Here is a 19329-nt window from a genome sequence, read left to right as displayed (position 1 = left end):
TATGGAAATAAAAAAAGATGGTTTTGACAGGAAAGGTTTAATAACCTTGTATGAAGACAATGAAGCACGAAGCAGTGTACAATTCGGAACAGTAGTTATAGCACCTGGCGAAAGGGTACCGAATGAAGGGTGTTCGCAGCATGCAGAAAATGAATACTCGATTATTATTAAAGGTGAACTGGAAGGGGAGTCAGGCGGTGTACCTTATAAGGTTTCTGCCTCCAATTCAACATTTATTCCTGCTGGTGAAAAACACTGGGCCATTAATACAGGAGAACAGCCATGTGAAATTGTGTGGACATTGGTTCGTAAATAACGCTGGTACAAACAATAGTAGAAAATAAGTTTTCTACTATTGTTTTATCAAAATTTTACTGAATTTTCCGATATGTGGGTGTGAGGCAATACAGAAAAGGAGAGGTTAGAATGGACGAAACAAAAAGAAAAAGTATTGAAAAAGACGAAGCGTTGCAGGCAGTTCCGGAAAATCAAAGACAACACTGGATTACGCCTGCCATGATTTTTGGAGGTTTAGAATTTACTATTCCCGTGCTTATGGTAGGGGCAACCTTAGCAGGCAGTTATGGTATAACTGAAATATTCTTTATTTTAGTTATTGCTTTATTTGGTATTCAATGGGCCGGAAATGCATTACAGGGATATATTGGCGCCAAGACAGGACGTTCTTCTTCGGTTGTTGCAAGAACTAGTTTTGGTTCTACTCAAGCCCGTTTCATAGTTGGACTTACTATTTTTATTGTTTCCCTTGGATGGTGGGCAGTTCAAACCTCTGTAGCGGGTAATGCAATTTCCGCTATGTTTGGAATTGATTATACTACGCAGTGGGGATTGTGGGCAATTATTACAATCGTTGCAGGGCTTCTTTTTGCTATTCCTTCAATAATAGGGTATGCCTCTATGAAATGGACCGATTACATTGCTGTTCCGGCTGGTCTACTTTTAATAGCAGCAGGAATCTTTTATGCATTGAAAAATACCGGTTTTGAAACGATTACCAGTTGGGATCCGGAGCCATCAATAGGAATACTTGGGGCTATCAGTCTGGTAATTGGTGCAAACGTATCACAGTGGGTTATCGCTGCTGATTATACACGATATGCAAAACCTAAGATTAAAGATAATATTCTGATACCGACTGGAATTGTTTTAGTAGGTTTCCCATTGTTTTTAGTTGGTTCTATCATGTCTGTTGGTGTTGGAGATGCCGATATTGTGAATGTCATGCTAGGCTTGGGTTTTCCAATTTGGGGATTTTTAATCTTGTGGTTTGCAACATGGACAAGTCAATTAGTTAATAATTACAGCATGGGATTGGCTCTGTCAAATATGCTAAACGTCAATTCAAACAAAGGAAGGGCACTTCTTACATTAGGTGGAACTTTAGTCGCAATTATTGTAGCATTGGCAGGAATTCTTGATTATTTTATGGACTTTTTGTATTTAACAGCTTTAATATACCCAGCTGTAGCCGGTGTAATGATGGTGGATTTCTTCTTTATACGGAAACGTACCTGGGAAGATAATAATGGTTGGAATTGGATGGCCACAATTGCGTTGGTGTTTGGTACCGTACTAGGTTATATCACACAGTATGTTACACCTTTTGGTCTGCCAGCGGTACAGTCTCTTATTGGATCTGGAATTGTTTATTTGGTTGCAATGAAAATAAAAGGTAAAGTGTCTCCTGACCAATTTACCGAACTTGAATCGGAGGAAACAAATAATACCAAAATTGGAACTAGCTAGTCATGTGTTATTTACAGTGTTTAAGCGATAGTAGTGAAAAGTGACCTGATTAGAAATTGTAATATCTTTTGCTTAACTATAAGTTGATTTCACAAGTGTTGGTGAAAGTCGAAGTGAGTTAGTTATCTTTACTTTAATTTGACACGACCTTTGTCCATAAATGAAATGAAGATACCCACCTTTGAATGTCAGGTGGGTATCTTCGTTTATTGATGTCTTTGAAAACCCCTGGCTATGCCGGGGGTTCCAGAGAGCTTCCAGCGTGGGATCAAAAAAATGCCTCTCTTCATGGTAAGATAAGGTTGGTTTCCCGACCACCAAATCTCGCCATATAGGGAGGCATGTCCAATGAAGGACAAGAATAGTTTAGCACATACCCAGTGGAGATGTAAGTATCATCTTGTTTTTGCACCAAAATATAGAAGGCAAATTATATATGGAAAATATAAAAAAAGTATAGGAGAAATAATAAGGGAGCTTTGCGAAAGAAAAAATGTTGAAATCCATGAAGCAAATGCATGCAAAGATCACATTCATATGTTAGTCAGTATACCACCAAAGTTGGGTGTGTCCCAATTTATGGGATATTTAAAAGGGAAAAGTAGTTTAATGATTTTTGACCGTCACGCCAATTTAAAATATAGATATGGCAACCGCAAATTCTGGTGTCGAGGCTTCTTTGTAGATACGGTGGGAAGGAATAGAAATCAAATTCAAGAATATATACGGAATCAGCTCAGAGAAGACTATATGAGCGATCAGTTAACTTTATTTGAAGAATACGACCCTTTCACGGGGAAGAAAAATAAAAAGAAATAAGGGATTCTTTTAGAATCAGCGAGTGAGTGTGGTGCAAAAGGGAAAACCATTCAGTGGGCCTTTTAGGCCGAGGCCGGTAATAGAGGCTTTCAGCCGCAGAGCAAAGAGGCTGGGACAAAACCCAGTAAAATAGAATAAGCGTGGTCTCCACCATTAAGTGGAAAGACCACGCTTATTTTTTTGCTTTTAATAAACAAAAAGGACACCTTCTGATAAAATTAAAGTAACCACACAATAATCATCGGAGGTGTCCTTATGTTTAAACATTATAACATGAATCAAGTGGTTTTGCCGTTAGATTTAGAAATAAAACTTCAAGAAGATGATATTGCTTACGCTGTGAATGACATAGTGGAAGCTATTCCGGATGATGCATTCATTAACTTTTTACGTGACACTGGTTGTCCAGCTTATCATCCACGCATGATGATGAAAATTATTTTATGTGCTTACACGCAATCTGTTTTCTCTGGCAGAAAGGTGGAAGGATTACTGAACGATAGTGTACGTATGATGTGGTTAGCCCAGGGATATGAGCCGAGTTATCGCACCATCAATCGATTCCGTGTTCATCCAGAGGTCAAAGAACTATTGCGTCAGTGCTTCGTGCAATTTCGTTGTCAGCTTGTACAGGAAGAACAGATAGATGAAGAAGCGATTTTTATGGACGGAACCAAAATCGAAGCGAATGCCAATAAGTATACATTTGTTTGGCGTAAAGCGATTGAAAAATACAGTGCCAATTTGGTGGAGAAGTCCAACCAGATGTATGATGAACTATTGGAAAAAGAAATTATTCCGGAAATCGAACGGGAAAGCGCAGATGAGCTATCTACCGATGAGCTCGAAAAAGTAGTCGAAAAGCTGGATGAGAACGTTGAAGCCTATAATAAAAAAATCGAAGCAAGTGAAGATGGAAGCGAACGGAAACGGCTTCGCTCCGAACGCAAAACACCGAAACAATATCGTAAACAATTTAAGGATTACGTGGCACGCAAACAGAAATACCAGCAGGACATGGAAACCTTCGGAACACGCAACAGTTACTCCAAGACAGATCATGATGCCACGTTTATGCGAATGAAAGATGACCATATGAGAAATGGCCAACTGAAAGCAGGCTATAATGTGCAACTTGCGACAGAAGGACAATATGCGCTCGCTTATGATGTGTTTCCAAACCCGACAGATACACGTACATTCATTCCTTTTCTGGATCATATCGAGGAACGTTTCTTTAAGCTACCGACGTATATTGTCGCTGACGCAGGCTATGGAAGTGAACAAAACTACGAAGACGTCATCGAGAATCGGAAACGCACGCCACTGATTACGTATAACCAATACCGTAAAGAGAAGAAAAAGAAATATAAGGAAAACGCCTTTAATGTAGCCAATTGGGAATATAGCGAGGAAAATGATACCTTTACCTGTCCGAATGGTAAAAGATTAACCTTCCGCTATATGTCCAACCGAACAGACCGATATGGTTATACAAGGACATTTAAAGTTTATGAATGTGAAGACTGTTCCGGTTGTCCGTTACGATCCCAATGCACCAAAGCAAAGGAAGGCCATAACCGAAGAATTTATTATAACCAAAAGTGGGAGCAACAAAAAGCATATACGAGACAACAGCTTTCGGAAAAAGAAACTGGTGAAATTTACGGTAAACGTAAAATTGAGGTGGAACCAGTCTTCGGATTCTTGAAGGCTAATTTGCGTTTCACCCGTTTTTCTGTACGGGGCAAAGAGAAAGTGGAAAATGAATTAGGATTTGCATTCATGGCGGTGAACTTGCGAAAGTACACTGCCATGAACGTAAATCAACCAACAGATCATAAAAATAATCCAAATCAAAATGGTTCCGATCACCAACAATCGATGATCGGAACCATTTTTAAGTTATTTTTGGCTAGTTATGTCCCAGCCTCTTTTGATTTTGCAAAACTTCATTTACCAGGACTCTCATCACTATATTAGCAGCTGTTCAATAATTGGGTGAATCACTTTATTTTAACCAATACACTTTTCACTTCCGTGTAATTAGCTAAACCATATTCGCCGCCCATCTCGCGGCCTACTCCGGATTTCTTGTAGCCGCCAAAAGGCATGGTCTCTAATTCAAGGCCGAAATCGTTAACCCATACAGTACCTGCCTGCAGTTTTCCGGAAAGGCGGTGTCCTTTACGAATATTTTCCGTCCAAACGCTTGCTGCTAAGCCATACTCACTGTCGTTTGCACGCTTCACAACTTCTTCCTCTGAATCAAATGGAAATATGGCGATAACTGGCCCGAATATTTCTTCCCGTGCAATGGTCATATCATCCTCAACATCAGCGAAGACAGTTGGTTCGACGAAATAGCCTTTGTCGAATGCCTTTTTGCCTCCTGCCACGAGGCGCGCTCCTTCAGCTTTACCTTTATCAATATAATCGAGAACAGTTTGCTGCTGCTTAGCTGAAATCAGCGGCCCCATTTCGGTTTCAGCATCCATGCCTGGTCCGAGTTTAATAGCTTTGGCCCGTTCGGCAATCGCATCGACTACCTCGTCATAATGATCACGCTGAACATAGAGACGTGTGCAGGCGCTGCAGTTTTGGCCGTGGTTGTACATGGTGCCGTCGAGTGATCCTTCAATTGCTTCTTCCATGTTTGCGTCGTCAAAAATAATGCTTGGTGATTTTCCGCCGAGTTCCAGCGTAATTCCTTTAATGTCATCAGCAGCCTTTTGCATGACATTTTTTCCAGTACCTGTGGAGCCGGTGAAAGCAACTTTCGCCACATCTTTATGCGTAATAATCGCTTCTCCCGCTACACTGCCAGCACCGGGAACAACATTGACAACACCATCCGGGAATCCTGCCTCCTTGAACAATTGTGCAGCGTAAAGCAGTGATAATGGTGTTTCGGTCGCCGGTTTAATGACTATGGTACATCCTACAGCAAGGGCGGAACCAAGTTTCCATCCGGCCATGGCGAGTGGAAAGTTCCATGGGATGATCTGGCCGACAACACCTACCGGCTCATGTACAATATAATTAAAATAATCAGGGGACACGTTGACCGTTTTTCCTGTTATTTTTGTAGCCCATCCGGAATAATAACGGAAATGCTGGACGGTGCCGTCAACATCGTCCTCGAGTGCCACCTCGTATGGTTTTCCGTTATCCAGGGCTTCAAGTTGTGCAAGTTCTTCACGGTTTTCTTCGAGTAAATCGGCAAATTTATAAATCAGATGTGAACGTTCCGCCGCTTCCATTTTCGTCCATTCACCTTCGTCAAATGCCTTTTTGGCAGCCTCGACAGCAGTATCAATGTCTGTTTCTTGTGCTTCGCTTACTTGGGCAATAACTTCTTCGGTTGCCGGATTCAATACATCGAATGTTTTACCACTCGTGGATTGCACATACTCTCCGTTAACATAAAGTCCTTTAACACCTTGTAAAAATTTTTCCACTTTCGGTTTCAACACCATTTCTTTTGTAGCCATTAACAAAATACCTCCTAAAAGTTTAGTTTTGGTTACTGATTAACAGCCTGTAATTCATTTAAAATTGTTTTCAATGTTTCTTCTTCCTTATTTGTCAGCGGCAGCCGTGGTTTGCGTGAAGGTCCTCCCGCCAGCCCTTGCAGCTCCAGACCACGTTTGACAATTTGTACATATTTTCCGGAATCCTCCAGGAAGTTGCAGAGTGGCAGGATTTGATCATAGATTTCCCAGGCTTTGTTTAAATCGCCTTCTTTAAATGTTGTATAGAGGTCAGTTGCCAGTTCAGGTACAATATTTCCGGCTACTGAAACCCAGCCGGTTGCTCCAACCAGAAAGGATTCAAGTACAAGGTCATCTGATCCGCAAAATGGTATGATAGAATTGCCGCCTTGTCTTGCGATATCCCGAACTTTCCGGATTTCTCCACTTGACTCTTTGACGTGTGTGATATTTTCAACGTCACGTCCTACTTGTAAAATGGTTTCCGTATCAATATCAATCCCGGAAGTGAATGGGTTATTATAAATCATGACTGGTAGTGATACGGATTCAGCAACTGTTTTAAAATGTTCATAGATTTCGTTATCTTTTGGATGTGCATAATATGAGTTGATTAATAGGGCAGCATCTGCTCCAACGGTTTCGGCCTTTTTCGTATATTCCACAGCGTCTGCGGTCGTTTCAGCTGCCGTACCGATAACAAGCGGAATGCGTCCGTTCACCTGTTCAGCAGCTGTCTCCATGAGTTTGAATTTCTCCTCTTTTGTTAGGCTGACGAACTCACCGGTACTTCCGTTAACGATGATGCCTGCTACGTTTAAGTTGATATAATGCTCGATATTTTGCTTTAATCCCTCATAATCAACTGTTTCATCATGGTGCATTGGTGTTGCAAGTACCGGAAATGCTCCTTCTAATAATGCCATTTGTAATTCCTCCTAAATTAAAAAGTTTTGTATGCAAATGAGACTTGTATGAACATTTCACTGCATAAGTTAATCGGCATGTTCACTTATCTCATATTTAGCGTGCTTACCGCTTGATATTCGTTGCGCCTTGCGCGATACCAGGTGGTTGTTGCGCGAAATTAGGGATCACCGCGCGAATTTGGATAATTGTTGCGCGATACCAGGTGATTCTCGCGCAATATTCGGTATTCCTTACTTCAATAAAAATCCATTCTCAAGCGGATCTGTTTGATCATAAATAAATTGATGAATTCCCGTAACAAATGCTTGTGTTTCCATTGAAAAACGATGCTTGGTTCCTTCAGCCAATGATGCGGTCAGCGTACTTTCGAAAATACTTCGGTTCGTAAGCGTTGTTATATCAGGGTACTCATGTAACAATAACTGGAATATCGCAAACGTACTATCTGCCCCTGGAGACCTAAGAATGGTTCCATCCTTCTTAAATGTGACCGAACGAACTTCAGCATGATTTTGTATGGAAATCGGTTCGGTCAGGATAATGCCGTCAAATGCTTGTTTCTCCCGCATTGCCGAAACAGTTTTGTTTCCCCATTTTATAATGGGGGACAGGTTTTCTATGGCAATACCGGGTATGGATGGCGGCAAATTATAAATCAGATAGTTTCGTGACTGATCAATTTGAACAGCTTTACATGTTTCGTTGATTTCCAGAATCTGATTTTCATCGTTTTCGAAACGGGTCATCGTGACTTCCTGCTGTTCAAACGTGGCATCAATTGAATAGGTGCCGTGAACGGTTTCAATGTGATACACGTTATTTTCTTTTTTGTCAATGTTGCCGGTCTCCAGCAACGCTGTCACGGTAGCAGCTAGACCACTGTATGTGAACTGGGTACCGTTATCATGATGAACAAAAAGACACGCATAATCAGCAATCTCAGAAGGCAACACGATACATCCGGTCATCCCCTGATATCCTCGTGGCTCATTTAACAGTAATTCTTTTTCACGCTTAAACTTTTGCTCGATGGCGTCTCGATTTAATTTCATAACGCCGGCATCCAAGGTAATAGGGGAGTAAATAATTATCCGGAAAGCTTCTCCCGCAACGTGTGTATCAATACTGGAAAACATTTTTTCAACTTCCATTTGTATACCTCCTTTCTAGTGACCTGCCATGGGTGGAATGAGTAAATATCCTTCCGCCAACGGGTCCTTTTCATTGTAAAAAAACCGATGCATCCCCATGACCCATGCGGAGCCGGTAACTTCAGGAATAACCGCTTCATAATCCTTTATCGTTGTCGTTTCCAGTATTTTCGCTTTAAAAAGGGTGCCGACAATACTTTCATAGACAAATAGTTCATCCTGTTTAATATCATCATGATGGTACATCGTTGCAAGTTTGGCCGAAGTTCCGGTTCCACAAGGGGAGCGGTCAATCCCGCCGGGCGGCACGACAACTGTGTTTTTCAAGTCAGCATCCGCATGGACTGGATCGGTGTAGAATTCAATATGAGTTAGCCCGTTTATAAAAGGCTGTTCAGGATGCGAAATTTCCACCTGTTTATTAATGGCATTTCGTATCGTAATCGCCTTATCGATAATCGTGGATGCGTTATCGGTAATGAGTTCCAATCCCAGTTTTCGTGCATCGATAATCCCGTAAAAATTGCCGCCGTATGCAATTTCACACGTAATGGGACCGACACTTTTCACATCTATTTCAACAGTTTTCAGTAAGAAAGACGGGACATTTGCAAAGGTAACCTCCACAGCTTTTCTGTTTTCCACTTTAACTTTTACGCGAACGAGTCCAGCCGGTGTATCCAGATTGATGTTGGTGTACGGTTCGGTTATCTCAATCAGACCGGCTTCGACAAGCGCCGTACAGAATCCAATCGTATCGTGACCGCACATGGGCAGATATCCCCCAGTCTCAATGTAAATTACACCGATATCCGCTTCAGGGTGACACGGATTAACCATCAATGCCCCTGACATGACATCATGACCTCTTGGTTCGTTCATTAAAAATTTTCGAATCCAGTCATAGTGCTTTTGCATGTACAGCATTTTTTCCGACATCGTATTTCCTTCTAATTCCGGCAGCCCGCTCAGAACAGTTCTGGTCGGATTCCCGCCTGTGTGTGTATCGATTGTGGTAAATAACCGGTTAAGTTTCATTAACTCAACACCCTTTCTGTAAACCGGCTGTGGCGTAATGCTTCAATTGGAATCGACAGTTCTTTTTCGGATATCATTTCCTCGATTATTTTTCCGGTAATGGCTGCCAGACTGATGCCGTCTCCTTCATGACCAGCTGCTATATAAAAACCTGGTACTTCATCAACATGTGAAACAATCGGCAGATGATCCGCCGTCCATGGCCTAAGTCCGGCATATGTTCTAATTACCGTCATATCGGCCATTTTCGGATAGAATCGCACAGCTCTTTTGGCAATGTAACGTGTCACATCCTGATTTACATTAAGATCAAATCCGTTAAATTCCCGGCTGCTACCAATGAGAAAATTTTGGCTTTCGGTCGGTTCAAATACTAAGGCAACACCATATTTTTCTGTCATGGCATCGACCATTCGTTCTCCGCCGAACTTTGAAATCAGATAGCCGAATTCCATGACTTTCCGAAGTCCCACAGGCCGTTCTCTGGAGGCTACAATTAATTGGCCTTTTCTCGGTTTGATAGGGATATTTACCCCGAGCATTTCACCAATTGCTGGCGCCCAGACACCGCAGGCATTAACCACCTTTTTGGCTGTAAAAGTGTTTTGATTCGTTTCAATCACAAATTGTCCATCGCTGTCTTTGGAGACGTTTTTTACTTCGGTATGTGTATAAATGCTGGTCCCATTTTGTTCTGCACTATGGAACAAGGCATATGTCAGCATATACGGATTAACGGTGGAGTCTGTTTTGCATTCCAGGCCCCCATACAAGTCATCAGCGAAGTATTTTGATTCGTTCCATAAATCTTCCCGGTCCAGCATACTAAAATCCAGACCTGCATCCTGTTGCTGCTGCACCCACTTACTGGCAGCATCCATTTCATTATCGTTTTCACAAACGAGAATACTTCCGGGATTTCGGTACTCAAAGTCAATGTCCAGTTCCTGATGTAATTCATGAACCAATTGCTGGCTTTTAAGCGACATTTGACTGTCGAAACCGGGATCTTTATCAATTGCCAGGATGTTTCCATCACATCGGGAAGAGGTTCCGCTTGCCAGTTCTTTTTTTTCCAGAACAGCTGCGTCGAGGCCTGCTTTTGCACAATAGTGGGCAATCGCCCCTCCCATAATTCCCCCGCCTATGATTACAATGTCTTGATGTATTGCGTTCTTCAAAGGCGTACCTCCTTTATAACGGTTTCATAATCAATACATGCAAATTGCATGCCAACAAAATAGTACAGAAATGCCCACGCAAATGATGAGATCAATAAAATATGTGTAAAAAATATTTTAAAGTGTCAATTATTTTTTACAGTTGAAAGGATGAGCAGATGCATGGATTGCTAAAATAATCGCTGTATTTCATCTCAGTTATAGTGGCATGATTTTTGCAAGCAGGTATAATAGAAAATTTGTTGAAAATTTGAGTGAGATTTAAAATCACAACTTTATGACTTATGAGTTGTATTTAGGTTTATTTAAAATCATAGAGGGGGTGTTCGGGCTTTTTTTGAAAACGTTATCAAGTGGAATCTGAAAGTTATGGGTATTAAAAAAAGGAGGAACTAATTTGAATCCGCAAAAACCAAAAATGTATGAAGTGTTTCTTGTATTGATTGTATTTCTACTAATTATGTCCTTGTCTGTCGCTGTCTTTTCTATACCAATTCAATTGGGTTTGTTTGCAACATGGTTTATTATCATCGGACTGGGGTTGAAATTGAAGCATTCCTACCAGGATTTACAAGATTCGATTATGAAAGGGATCTATAATGGGCTTGAAGCAACACTTATCCTATTTACCGTTGGTGCACTAATTGGAACCTGGATCGCCGGGGGAATTGTCCCTTCATTGATATATTACGGATTACAAATTTTAAATCCGACTATCTTTCTGGTGGCCGCAATGATTATTTGTGCGATTACATCCCTTGCTACCGGTACATCGTTTGGGACTGCGGGTACGGCCGGGATTGCCATGATGGGAATAGGGGCCAGTTTTGGCATTCCATTACCTTTAGTGGCGGGTTCCGTTATATCCGGTGCATATGTTGGCGATAAATTGTCTCCATTGTCAGACACCACCAATTTAACCGCATCACTTTCAAAAGTAAATGTAATTGAACATGTAAAAGGAATGATTCCCGTCAGTATTCCGACATTACTAATCACTGGCATTCTTTTTACACTTGTCGGGTTCTTTTACGTTAATCATGATGGAGATTTATCACAAGCTCAGGCTGTAGAGGCGGCGTTAAGTGAAACGTTTAATATTCATTGGTATATTTTGATTCCGGCTGCTGTTGTTATCGCATTACTCGCAATGGGAAAACCAGCCATTCCGGTCATTTCGCTGGGGGCACTTCTTGGTGCTGTATGGGCAGCATTATTCCAGGGGATGACTGCCGTTGCAGCAATTAAAACTGCTTATAATGGTGTTGTTGATATTTCTTCCGGTGTTGAATTTATTGATTCGCTGCTGAACTCCGGCGGCATTGTGTCCATGCTTGGCGTTATTGCACTTATTTTAATGGCACTTGGTTTAGGTGGACTGCTTGATCAGGTGGGGATACTGCGTGCATTCAGTAATTTATTTGAAGGATGGGTTAAAGAAAGTACTGGTAGACTAACACTTGCAACAATGTTTTCTGGATTCCTAGGTAACCTATTTGGAAGTGCTGCCTATGTATCCAATATTACAGGAACAAAAATGACTGAAGACCTGTATGACGACAGGAATATAGACCGCCGTGTATTGTCACGGAATACAGAAGGCGGCGGAACCGTTACAACTCCAATGGTACCTTGGTCAGATGGCGGGATTTATATGTCGACAGTGCTTGGTGTTTCGACGCTTGCTTACCTGCCATTCCTGTGGTTCGGTTTTGTCGGAATTGCTATTACGATTTTTTATGGATATATGGGCTGGTTCTTTTTTAATTCAGATAAAAAGAAAGGGAAATCAGATCATAAATCTGCATAAAAAGAAGCCGCCTCTACAATAAGTGGAGGCGGCTTTTGTATATGTTTCGGTATGCGATCGTGCAAAGTGCCGCTGAAACATGCGAACTCCTTGCTCAAACGTGCGAAGTCTCGCTGAAACGTGCGAAACTCCACCCAAACGTGCGAACTCCTCGCCCAAACGTGCGAACTCACCTCTAAAACGTGCAAACCCGCGCCCATCGCGCAAGCCGAGAGTTACAGTACGATTAACTCCGTTGTTGATTTGGAGAGTGCCTCATTGCCTTCAGATGTCACGACATAGTCGTTTTCGATTCTCACTCCGCCAAGATCAGGGATATAGATACCGGGTTCGATTGTGACGACCATGCCAGGCCTGGTCACCTTATCAGAACTTTTGGAGAAGAAAGGTTCTTCATGAATGTCCAGCCCAATGCCGTGGCCAGTGCCATGTCCGAAATAGTCACCATATCCTTGTGCAGTAATGTAATCACGGGGCAACGCATCAACTTCAGGCGCAGTTATATTCGGTTTCAACCCTTCCGCTCCACGTGATAAAGCCTCCCGGACAACAGAATAAATCTTTTCCAGCTCACTATCCGGTTTGCCAACAGCTACCGTCCTGGTGATGTCTGAGCGATAGCCCTGATAATAAGACCCGAAATCAAGTGTGACCATGTCTCCCTTTTCAATTTCTTTGTCACTGGCTACACCATGCGGTAAAGAAGAGCGGATTCCGGAAGCAACGATAATGTCAAAAGCAGAGGACGCGGCTCCGAGTTTTCGCATGATGGATTCCAACTCATGATTAACATCCATCTCTGTGACTCCGGGACGAATATAGTCTATAATCCGGGAAAAAGTTTCATCTGCAATGTCAGCGGCTTTTTGGATGGCGTTGATCTCATCTTCGCTTTTTACCATCCGAAATTCTTCAATTACCTCTGTTGTTGGAACTAACTTCGCATGAATATGTTCATTAAACTTTTTGAACATGCCATAGGTTACATGATTTTCCTCAAAGCCGAGTCTTGTAATATTCGAGGAAGCGACCTGTTTATCAATTTCATCAATTGTTCTTTTTTCATGTAAAACAATTTCAAAATCCTTAGCTTGTGTCTTTGCCTGATCTACATAACGAAAGTCGGTGATCAGTTTAGCTTCTGATTTTGAGATAAGTACAATGCCGGCTGTTCCAGTAAAACCGGTCATGTATCGGCGGTTTTGATCGTTGGTAATCAGAATACCGTCGATCCCCAAATCATCAAATTGATCTCTTAGTTTATTAATCTTTTCCATTTATTGTTCCTCCCTAACCATGAAGAGAAATTGGTCTGAAAATGCTTTAATGCTTCAGGACACGGGCATATGTCCAGTCAACTGTCGGACCATAATTCCGGACAATTATATCTTTAACATAAGGCTTCTTGACATAGGCCGATGCAGCTTGATGGGTTGGTACAATTGCTGCATCCTCCAATAGGATTTTTTCTGCTTTTTGCAGCAATTCCCAGCGTTTTTTTGGTTTATTACCGAGGTTTTTGGCTTTCTTAATCAGTGCATCAAACTCCGGATTGGAGTATCCTGTCCGGTTGAAGGGAGCGCCTGTAACCCATAAATCAAGAAATGTCATAGGATCGCGATAATCCGGCAGCCATCCCCATTTTGACATATCATATTTTCTGTTTCCTTCAAGCTCCAAATGTGATTGGTAAGGCTGCCTGTTGATGGTTACCGTCAGTCCTGGTAAGTTTTCTTCCATTTGATTGGCGTAAAATTCGGCTATTGTTGCGTTTGTATCTGTATCACCAATCATCAATCCGATTTCCACTTTTTCTTTGCCGATTTCCTGAAGTCCTTTTTTCCAGGATTGTTGCGCTTCTTCCAATGACATTTTATTAATTGATGGGTTCTTTGCACGAAAATCTTTCCCATCCGGTCCTGTAGCAAAGTTTTTCGGTACCACATATCTGGCAGGCTCTGCACCCGTTTTCACCAAGACGTCCACGAGCCCTTCCCGGTTAATGGAATTATAAATGGCATCACGAATATTTTCATTTGCGAGTGCCTCATGCTGTTGGTTTAATCGAATAAAGTTAATCTCCGCTGTTAGTTCACCTGTATGGAGTTCACCGCTGTCTTCGAAGAGCTGAATATAGTCAGAGCTTAGTTTTAAAAAATCGAGACTGCCGGATTTATATACATTTACTGCGGTGTTTTGCTGTTTTAAAACTTTATAGTTCACTTTTTCCAGTGTGACTTGATCAGCATTCCAATATTTTTCATTTTTGACAAATGTCCAGCCAACGCCATGATTCCATTTTTGTAACTTAAAAGGTCCGTTGAAAAGCATGTTTTCCGGTTCCATGGCGAATTTATCGCCTTGTTTTTCCACAAATTCCTGATTTAACGGATAAAAAGGCGGAAATGTTAATAAGTCTAGGAAGTAAGGAGTTGGTTTTTCAAGTGTAATTTTCAATTTACGATCACTGACAGCCTGAATGCCAACTTTTTCTCTATCGCCGTACATGCTACTGTTTTTATCCCGAATTTCAGCTGCATTTTTGATATTGGCTGATATATAGATGAACGCGTATTCACCTGCTGTTTCCGGATCAACTTCTCTTTGCCACGAATACACGAAGTCCTGTGCTGTTACAGGATCCCCATTTGACCAGACGATATCATCCCTTAACGTAAATGTATAAACGGTCCCATCCTTACTGACCTTTGGTAATGAGGCAGCCATATCAGGAACAACTTCCCCGTTTTTATCCAGCGTGACCAATCCCGATCGAATTTGATACAGAGCATCAAATGATGGCGCATCTGAAGCGTGATGCGGGTCAAGTGAAGTAAAATCAGCCGAAGACGTCAGATTTAAGACTTGATCCTCAGCCAGGGCAGGCTGGCTGTTATTAGCGGGCTTGGATTGATCATTTTCCTGATTGTTGTTTGTGCTGCCCTCTGAATCATTCCCGCTGCATGCGTAAAGGAAAGTGATTAACAAGAGTGTGACGGCCAGAATAAATAGTGACCTTGCTTTCTTTTTCATATCCATCCTCCCAAATAGTTTGTTTGTTATACCGCAGACACTTCGTTGATTCAAACGGGTATGCGTAAAGAAAGTTTATGCTGCGGTAACCCCTGGAATGTTTATATCAATATACAAAGCCTATCCCCCTTTTGCTGGTTTCCTATATACTTGCAAATTTTGTGCCATTTAATATTGCCCTACAATTCAAAATAATGTTGAAAGTAAATCGTGATTGTGTCAAAATAATTTAAAAGTGTTAAAGATTTTATACAGATAGAGGGGGCTGTTTATGTACTTTCCTACTTTTTTAAATCTAAGAAAAATGCTTAATGAAAATTTTGTCCTGCTGGATGACGAGAGTCTGGCAAAACATGAAGTAAAGTCGAATGTAAAAGCGGAATATCCGAAACAGGTTTTTCTAAAAGATAAAGAGGAACATATTCAATGTCTCACATATTCAGAAAACCGAGTACACTATTTACCATGTGCAGTAACTTCGGTTGATAAGGAAATGAGTCATATCATTAATGTGCTGGAGGAGTATCCGTATACGCTTGTAAAGAATAGTGAAGAGCAGCTGCTGGGATATATAACGTCACAGGAACTTTCAAAAAAATTATACACTTCCTATCAATATCTGTATAAATATATTTCCACCATTTTGGAAACCATTGATGAATCCTGCACCGTCATTGACAGTGATAAAAACGTTTTAGCCTGGACAAAAGGGGCGGAACAAGTTTTTTCAATTAAACAGGAAGAAATATTAGGGAACCCGATTACCGATTTTTTCAATCCGGAACATTTAGAGCTGTTGAATACATTGAAGGATGGTACCTCGGTTTATCATAACCAGCATAAAGCGCGGGATAAACAAGTAGTGTTAATTAACTCCAATCCAGTTTATTTTGAGAAGGAAATTATAGGAGCGGTCGTTTCGGAGACAGATATAACAAGCCAAATTAAGTTGAATCAGGAATTGTATGATGCCACTGAACGATTGTTTCACTTGGAAAAAGAGGTAAATAAATTAACTTCTACCGATAATCCGTTTATTCAAATTCGCGGTAACAGCAAGCCTCTGCGTAAAACGATTCAAAAGTTCAAAAAGGCAGCGTCTACCGATGCAAACATTCTGATTTATGGTGAAAGCGGAGTCGGAAAAGAAATGTTTGCAAAAGCAGTTCATGCAATGCGCGAAAATGAAAATGCCCCATTTGTGGCAATTAACTGTGGTGCAATTCCGGAACCGTTGTTTGAGAGTGAAATTTTCGGCTATGAGAAAGGCGCCTTTTCCGGAGCAAGTCAAAAGGGGAAGAAGGGAAAGGTGGAACTGGCCAAAGGAGGGACGCTGCTTCTTGATGAAATTGGCGAAATGCCATTGGATATGCAGGTGAAGATGCTCCGTCTGTTGCAGGAAAACAGGTTTTATTCAGTAGGAGGAACGAAGGAAAAAGAAGGTGACTTCAGGCTGGTAGCTGCAACCAATCAGGATTTAGAGGCATTGGTTAAAGAAGGCAAATTTAGAGAGGATCTGTATTATCGGCTGAATGTCGTAAGTATTGAGGTGCCGCCGCTAAGAAAACGACATGAAGACATAATCGAGTTAACCCATTATTTTTTAAATGAAATTTCGATCAAATATCATCGGCCGATTCACGGCATATCACAAGAAGTTATGCAAGCGCTGCTCCAATATCAGTGGCCGGGCAACATTCGGGAATTAAAAAATGTTGTGGAACGGCTCATTGTTTTTTCGGAGAATGGCGATATAAAATTGGACGACTTACCTTTTGAGCCAAAAACGGGCAATGGAGTGAACGGAAGTCACAAAATTTCTTCTGAAAACAATGGACGTTCATTAAATGAGCGGCTGCAGGAAGTTGAAAAGGAAATACTTGCAAAAGAATTGGACAAGGTGAATGGGAATAAAGCCGTCTGTGCTGAAAATCTGCAAATAACCAGAGCGACGCTTTATAATCGGTTAAAAAAGTTGGGATTAAAATAAATATCATGTACAAATAGTGCCTTAAACGATTTATTTTCGTTTTTGGCACTATTTTTGCATATATAAAAGAGATATACAGAATAGGAGTGGTTAAATTGACAGAAAAAGATGTGGTTGTTTGCAGATGTGAAGAAGTCACCTATCAGGAATTAATCGAAACTGCTTCCAAATATAATTGCTCTGCACGAGAGCTAAAGCTTCGAACAAGGGCATCAATGGGATACTGCGGCGGAAGAACATGCCGGAGTTTAGTTGATAAAGTTGCATCGGAAGCCGAAAGTAAAAAACGTAATCAAATATCTCTGAAGTATCAGCCGCCAGTTCGTCCGATCCATTTTGGCGATTTAGGGAGGGTGGAAGAATGAGTCAGCGAATAGAAGATCACCCGGTACTTGGTGCAATAAAGGAAAAGGATTATGTTTCTTTTACATTTAATGACAAACAATACAAGGGGTTGAAACACGAATCACTTGCCGCTGCACTTCTTGCAAATGGTATACGTACGCTTCGCCATCACGAGGAAAACGGTACACCAAGAGGGATATATTGTAATATTGGGCATTGTTTTGAATGCAGGGTTACGGTTGATGGTAAACAAGGTGTTCGCGCCTGCCTGACACCTTTACAAGAAGGAATGATCGTGAAAAGCGGCGGAAAACTCCCCACGCCTGTAAGAGATTGGAGGACTGATCATGAATGATGTTATTATAATCGGGGCTGGTCCCGCGGGCTTGTCGGCGGCAATTACGTGCGCTAAAAAAGGATTGGCTCCCCTGGTAATAGATGAATATTTTAAACCGGGTGGAAGACTGCTTGGACAATTGTATGAAGAGCCAAATGGATTTTGGTGGAACGGGATAAAGGAGTCTGAAAGTCTATATCAACATGCAATCGACTTAGACGTTGCGATTAATTTAAATACCTCGGTTAATAACATCGAAAAACAGGGTGAGTATTGGGTTGTTTATACCGAAAAAAATACGCTATATGCAGCTCATCTGTTGTTGGCAACAGGCGCCGCCGAATCCCCAATTCCGGTTCCAGGCTGGACACTCCCAGGCGTGATGTCAGTCGGTGCTGCCCAAGTGATGACAAATGTTCATCGGGTGAAACCGGGAAATCGTGGTGTCATCATTGGAGTGAATGTTCTGTCTGCCGCCATTGCGATGGAATTGCAGCTTGCCGGGGTGGAAGTGGCCAGTCTTACATTGCCTAAAATGAATAAAATGACCCAAAGTGCAGCACAGCCCAAGGAGGTAATGGATTCCCTTCTTCATGTTTCGCATATGGCCCCGTCAACTGTTGTTCGTAATGGCAGTAAATTAATGAAAAATGAATTTATGAAAAAGATTGGTGTCGCATTTTATCCGAAGAAAGGATTTAAAATGTGGGATATTCCCATTCAGCTTCGAAAAGCCGTCATTGAGATTTGTGGTGACGAAACCGTTACTGGCGTTAAACTGGCAACGATTGATGCAAATGGAGATGTGGTTGAAGGCAGTGAGGAACATCTAACATGTGATTTTGTTTGCATTGCCGGCGGGTTGTACCCGTTAGCTGAATTAGCTGCGGTTGCCGGGTGTCCGTTTTATTTAGTGGAGGAGTTAGGTGGATATATTCCAATACACAATGAATATATGGAAACACCACTTGAGCAATTATACGTGGCTGGTAATATTACTGGCATTGAAGGTGCTAAGGTAGCCATGAAACAGGGGATAACGGCAGGTCTTTCGATAGCAAAGCAAGCTGGCGTTTCCGGTTTAACTCAAGAACTTAACCATGCCTTACAGTTGACTGAGCAAACGAGAGACAGTGCTTACATTCAGTTTCATCCCGATGTGAAGAAAGGAAGAAAAGTTATTCAGGAACAGTGGGAAGCAATCACTGGTACAGTGTTGAATAAATGAGAGCGGGCTGCTAAATATGGTGCGGGAATGATGTGATGTTCGTGTTCATTAAGGTATAAGTCATAGCATTCCATTCCTGCGTAAAATGTTCATTTTTAAGAAGTTCTTTTCAGATACATATAGGACGATTTAAGATGAAACACTCTAAAATATCCATTGTTAAAAAGAATAGAAACTGTTTTATCATCTATTTTTGTCACTTGTCC

Annotated in this window: 16 protein-coding genes; 9 read left to right on the top strand and 7 right to left on the bottom strand. The window is 41.5% G+C overall.

The features are described from left to right. Position 1 precedes the first annotated feature (1 nt). The 4 genes from HUX68_RS10695 (at position 2) to HUX68_RS10680 (ending at position 4569) form a co-directional block, all read left to right on the top strand. Complete coding sequence (locus tag HUX68_RS10695; protein ID WP_174614812.1) at positions 2–316, top strand: cupin domain-containing protein; 315 nt, start codon at positions 2–4, stop codon at positions 314–316. Positions 317–426: 110 nt separating this feature from the next. Then, complete coding sequence (locus HUX68_RS10690) at positions 427–1767, top strand: purine-cytosine permease family protein (RefSeq protein WP_174614811.1); 1341 nt, start codon at positions 427–429, stop codon at positions 1765–1767. Positions 1768–2115: 348 nt separating this feature from the next. After that, entirely contained in the window at positions 2116–2586 is a 471-nt protein-coding gene (gene tnpA / locus HUX68_RS10685) for an IS200/IS605 family transposase (protein ID WP_174613099.1), read from the top strand. A gap of 255 nt (positions 2587–2841) precedes the next feature. Beyond that, on the top strand, positions 2842–4569 hold the full coding sequence (locus HUX68_RS10680; RefSeq protein ID WP_246206663.1) for an IS1182 family transposase: 1728 nt from the start codon (positions 2842–2844) through the stop codon (positions 4567–4569). Positions 4570–4592: 23 nt separating this feature from the next. On the opposite strand, the gene HUX68_RS10675 is transcribed toward HUX68_RS10680, so the two are convergent. The 5 genes from HUX68_RS10675 to HUX68_RS10655 form a co-directional block, all read right to left on the bottom strand. Then, positions 4593–6080: an aldehyde dehydrogenase family protein gene (locus tag HUX68_RS10675; RefSeq protein ID WP_174614810.1), complete on the bottom strand. Its 1488-nt coding sequence runs from the start codon at positions 6078–6080 to the stop codon at positions 4593–4595. Positions 6081–6112: 32 nt separating this feature from the next. Beyond that, on the bottom strand, positions 6113–7006 hold the full coding sequence (dapA, locus tag HUX68_RS10670; protein WP_174614809.1) for a 4-hydroxy-tetrahydrodipicolinate synthase: 894 nt from the start codon (positions 7004–7006) through the stop codon (positions 6113–6115). 234 nt (positions 7007–7240) lie between these two features. Continuing rightward, positions 7241–8161, bottom strand: a complete 921-nt coding sequence (locus HUX68_RS10665; protein WP_174614808.1) for a proline racemase family protein — start codon at positions 8159–8161, stop codon at positions 7241–7243. A 15-nt stretch (positions 8162–8176) separates the two neighbouring features. After that, positions 8177–9199, bottom strand: a complete 1023-nt coding sequence (locus tag HUX68_RS10660) for a proline racemase family protein (protein WP_174614807.1) — start codon at positions 9197–9199, stop codon at positions 8177–8179. Then, positions 9199–10380 (bottom strand): NAD(P)/FAD-dependent oxidoreductase, encoded by a 1182-nt coding sequence (locus HUX68_RS10655; RefSeq protein ID WP_174614806.1) that lies wholly within the window; start codon positions 10378–10380, stop codon positions 9199–9201. The genes HUX68_RS10660 and HUX68_RS10655 overlap by 1 nt, the downstream gene beginning before the upstream one ends. A gap of 418 nt (positions 10381–10798) precedes the next feature. Between HUX68_RS10655 and nhaC the strand changes: the two genes are divergently transcribed. Continuing rightward, positions 10799–12190: a Na+/H+ antiporter NhaC gene (gene nhaC, locus HUX68_RS10650; protein WP_174616431.1), complete on the top strand. Its 1392-nt coding sequence runs from the start codon at positions 10799–10801 to the stop codon at positions 12188–12190. A gap of 215 nt (positions 12191–12405) precedes the next feature. Here the strand turns inward: nhaC and HUX68_RS10645 are convergent, their stop codons facing one another. Then, a complete protein-coding gene (locus HUX68_RS10645) occupies positions 12406–13467 on the bottom strand; it encodes a M24 family metallopeptidase (RefSeq protein ID WP_174614805.1) in 1062 nt (353 codons plus the stop codon). A gap of 46 nt (positions 13468–13513) precedes the next feature. Further along, on the bottom strand, positions 13514–15223 hold the full coding sequence (locus HUX68_RS10640) for a peptide ABC transporter substrate-binding protein (RefSeq protein ID WP_174614804.1): 1710 nt from the start codon (positions 15221–15223) through the stop codon (positions 13514–13516). Positions 15224–15494: 271 nt separating this feature from the next. Here HUX68_RS10640 and HUX68_RS10635 point away from each other — a divergent pair, with 271 nt between their 5' ends. The 4 genes from HUX68_RS10635 to HUX68_RS10620 all read left to right on the top strand — a co-directional run bounded on the left by HUX68_RS10635 (position 15495) and on the right by HUX68_RS10620 (position 19123). Beyond that, positions 15495–17213, top strand: coding sequence for a sigma-54 interaction domain-containing protein (locus HUX68_RS10635; RefSeq protein WP_246206662.1), 1719 nt, complete (start codon positions 15495–15497; stop codon positions 17211–17213). Between the two features lie 95 nt (positions 17214–17308). Then, a complete protein-coding gene (locus HUX68_RS10630; protein ID WP_174614803.1) occupies positions 17309–17578 on the top strand; it encodes a (2Fe-2S)-binding protein in 270 nt (89 codons plus the stop codon). Beyond that, positions 17575–17913: a (2Fe-2S)-binding protein gene (locus HUX68_RS10625; RefSeq protein WP_174614802.1), complete on the top strand. Its 339-nt coding sequence runs from the start codon at positions 17575–17577 to the stop codon at positions 17911–17913. Before HUX68_RS10630 ends, HUX68_RS10625 begins: the two co-directional genes overlap by 4 nt. Next, positions 17906–19123, top strand: coding sequence for an NAD(P)/FAD-dependent oxidoreductase (locus HUX68_RS10620; protein WP_174614801.1), 1218 nt, complete (start codon positions 17906–17908; stop codon positions 19121–19123). The genes HUX68_RS10625 and HUX68_RS10620 overlap by 8 nt, the downstream gene beginning before the upstream one ends. Positions 19124–19329 lie beyond the last annotated feature (206 nt).

It is taken from the genome of Virgibacillus ihumii (assembly GCF_902726655.1).
GTDB lineage: Bacteria > Bacillota > Bacilli > Bacillales > Amphibacillaceae > Lentibacillus > Lentibacillus ihumii.
This window is presented reverse-complemented; position numbering and strand designations above follow the sequence as displayed.

Coding starts and splice junctions, on each gene's coding strand:
- HUX68_RS10640 (WP_174614804.1), bottom strand. CDS start 15,223: ATGAAAAAGAAAGCAAGGTCACTATTTATTCTGGCCGTCACACTCTTG.
- HUX68_RS10645 (WP_174614805.1), bottom strand. CDS start 13,467: ATGGAAAAGATTAATAAACTAAGAGATCAATTTGATGATTTGGGGATC.
- HUX68_RS10675 (WP_174614810.1), bottom strand. CDS start 6,080: ATGGCTACAAAAGAAATGGTGTTGAAACCGAAAGTGGAAAAATTTTTA.
- nhaC (WP_174616431.1), top strand. CDS start 10,799: ATGTATGAAGTGTTTCTTGTATTGATTGTATTTCTACTAATTATGTCC.
- HUX68_RS10625 (WP_174614802.1), top strand. CDS start 17,575: ATGAGTCAGCGAATAGAAGATCACCCGGTACTTGGTGCAATAAAGGAA.
- HUX68_RS10635 (WP_246206662.1), top strand. CDS start 15,495: ATGTACTTTCCTACTTTTTTAAATCTAAGAAAAATGCTTAATGAAAAT.
- HUX68_RS10680 (WP_246206663.1), top strand. CDS start 2,842: ATGTTTAAACATTATAACATGAATCAAGTGGTTTTGCCGTTAGATTTA.
- HUX68_RS10660 (WP_174614807.1), bottom strand. CDS start 9,199: ATGAAACTTAACCGGTTATTTACCACAATCGATACACACACAGGCGGG.
- HUX68_RS10690 (WP_174614811.1), top strand. CDS start 427: ATGGACGAAACAAAAAGAAAAAGTATTGAAAAAGACGAAGCGTTGCAG.
- HUX68_RS10665 (WP_174614808.1), bottom strand. CDS start 8,161: ATGGAAGTTGAAAAAATGTTTTCCAGTATTGATACACACGTTGCGGGA.
- HUX68_RS10620 (WP_174614801.1), top strand. CDS start 17,906: ATGAATGATGTTATTATAATCGGGGCTGGTCCCGCGGGCTTGTCGGCG.
- HUX68_RS10695 (WP_174614812.1), top strand. CDS start 2: ATGGAAATAAAAAAAGATGGTTTTGACAGGAAAGGTTTAATAACCTTG.
- dapA (WP_174614809.1), bottom strand. CDS start 7,006: ATGGCATTATTAGAAGGAGCATTTCCGGTACTTGCAACACCAATGCAC.
- tnpA (WP_174613099.1), top strand. CDS start 2,116: ATGAAGGACAAGAATAGTTTAGCACATACCCAGTGGAGATGTAAGTAT.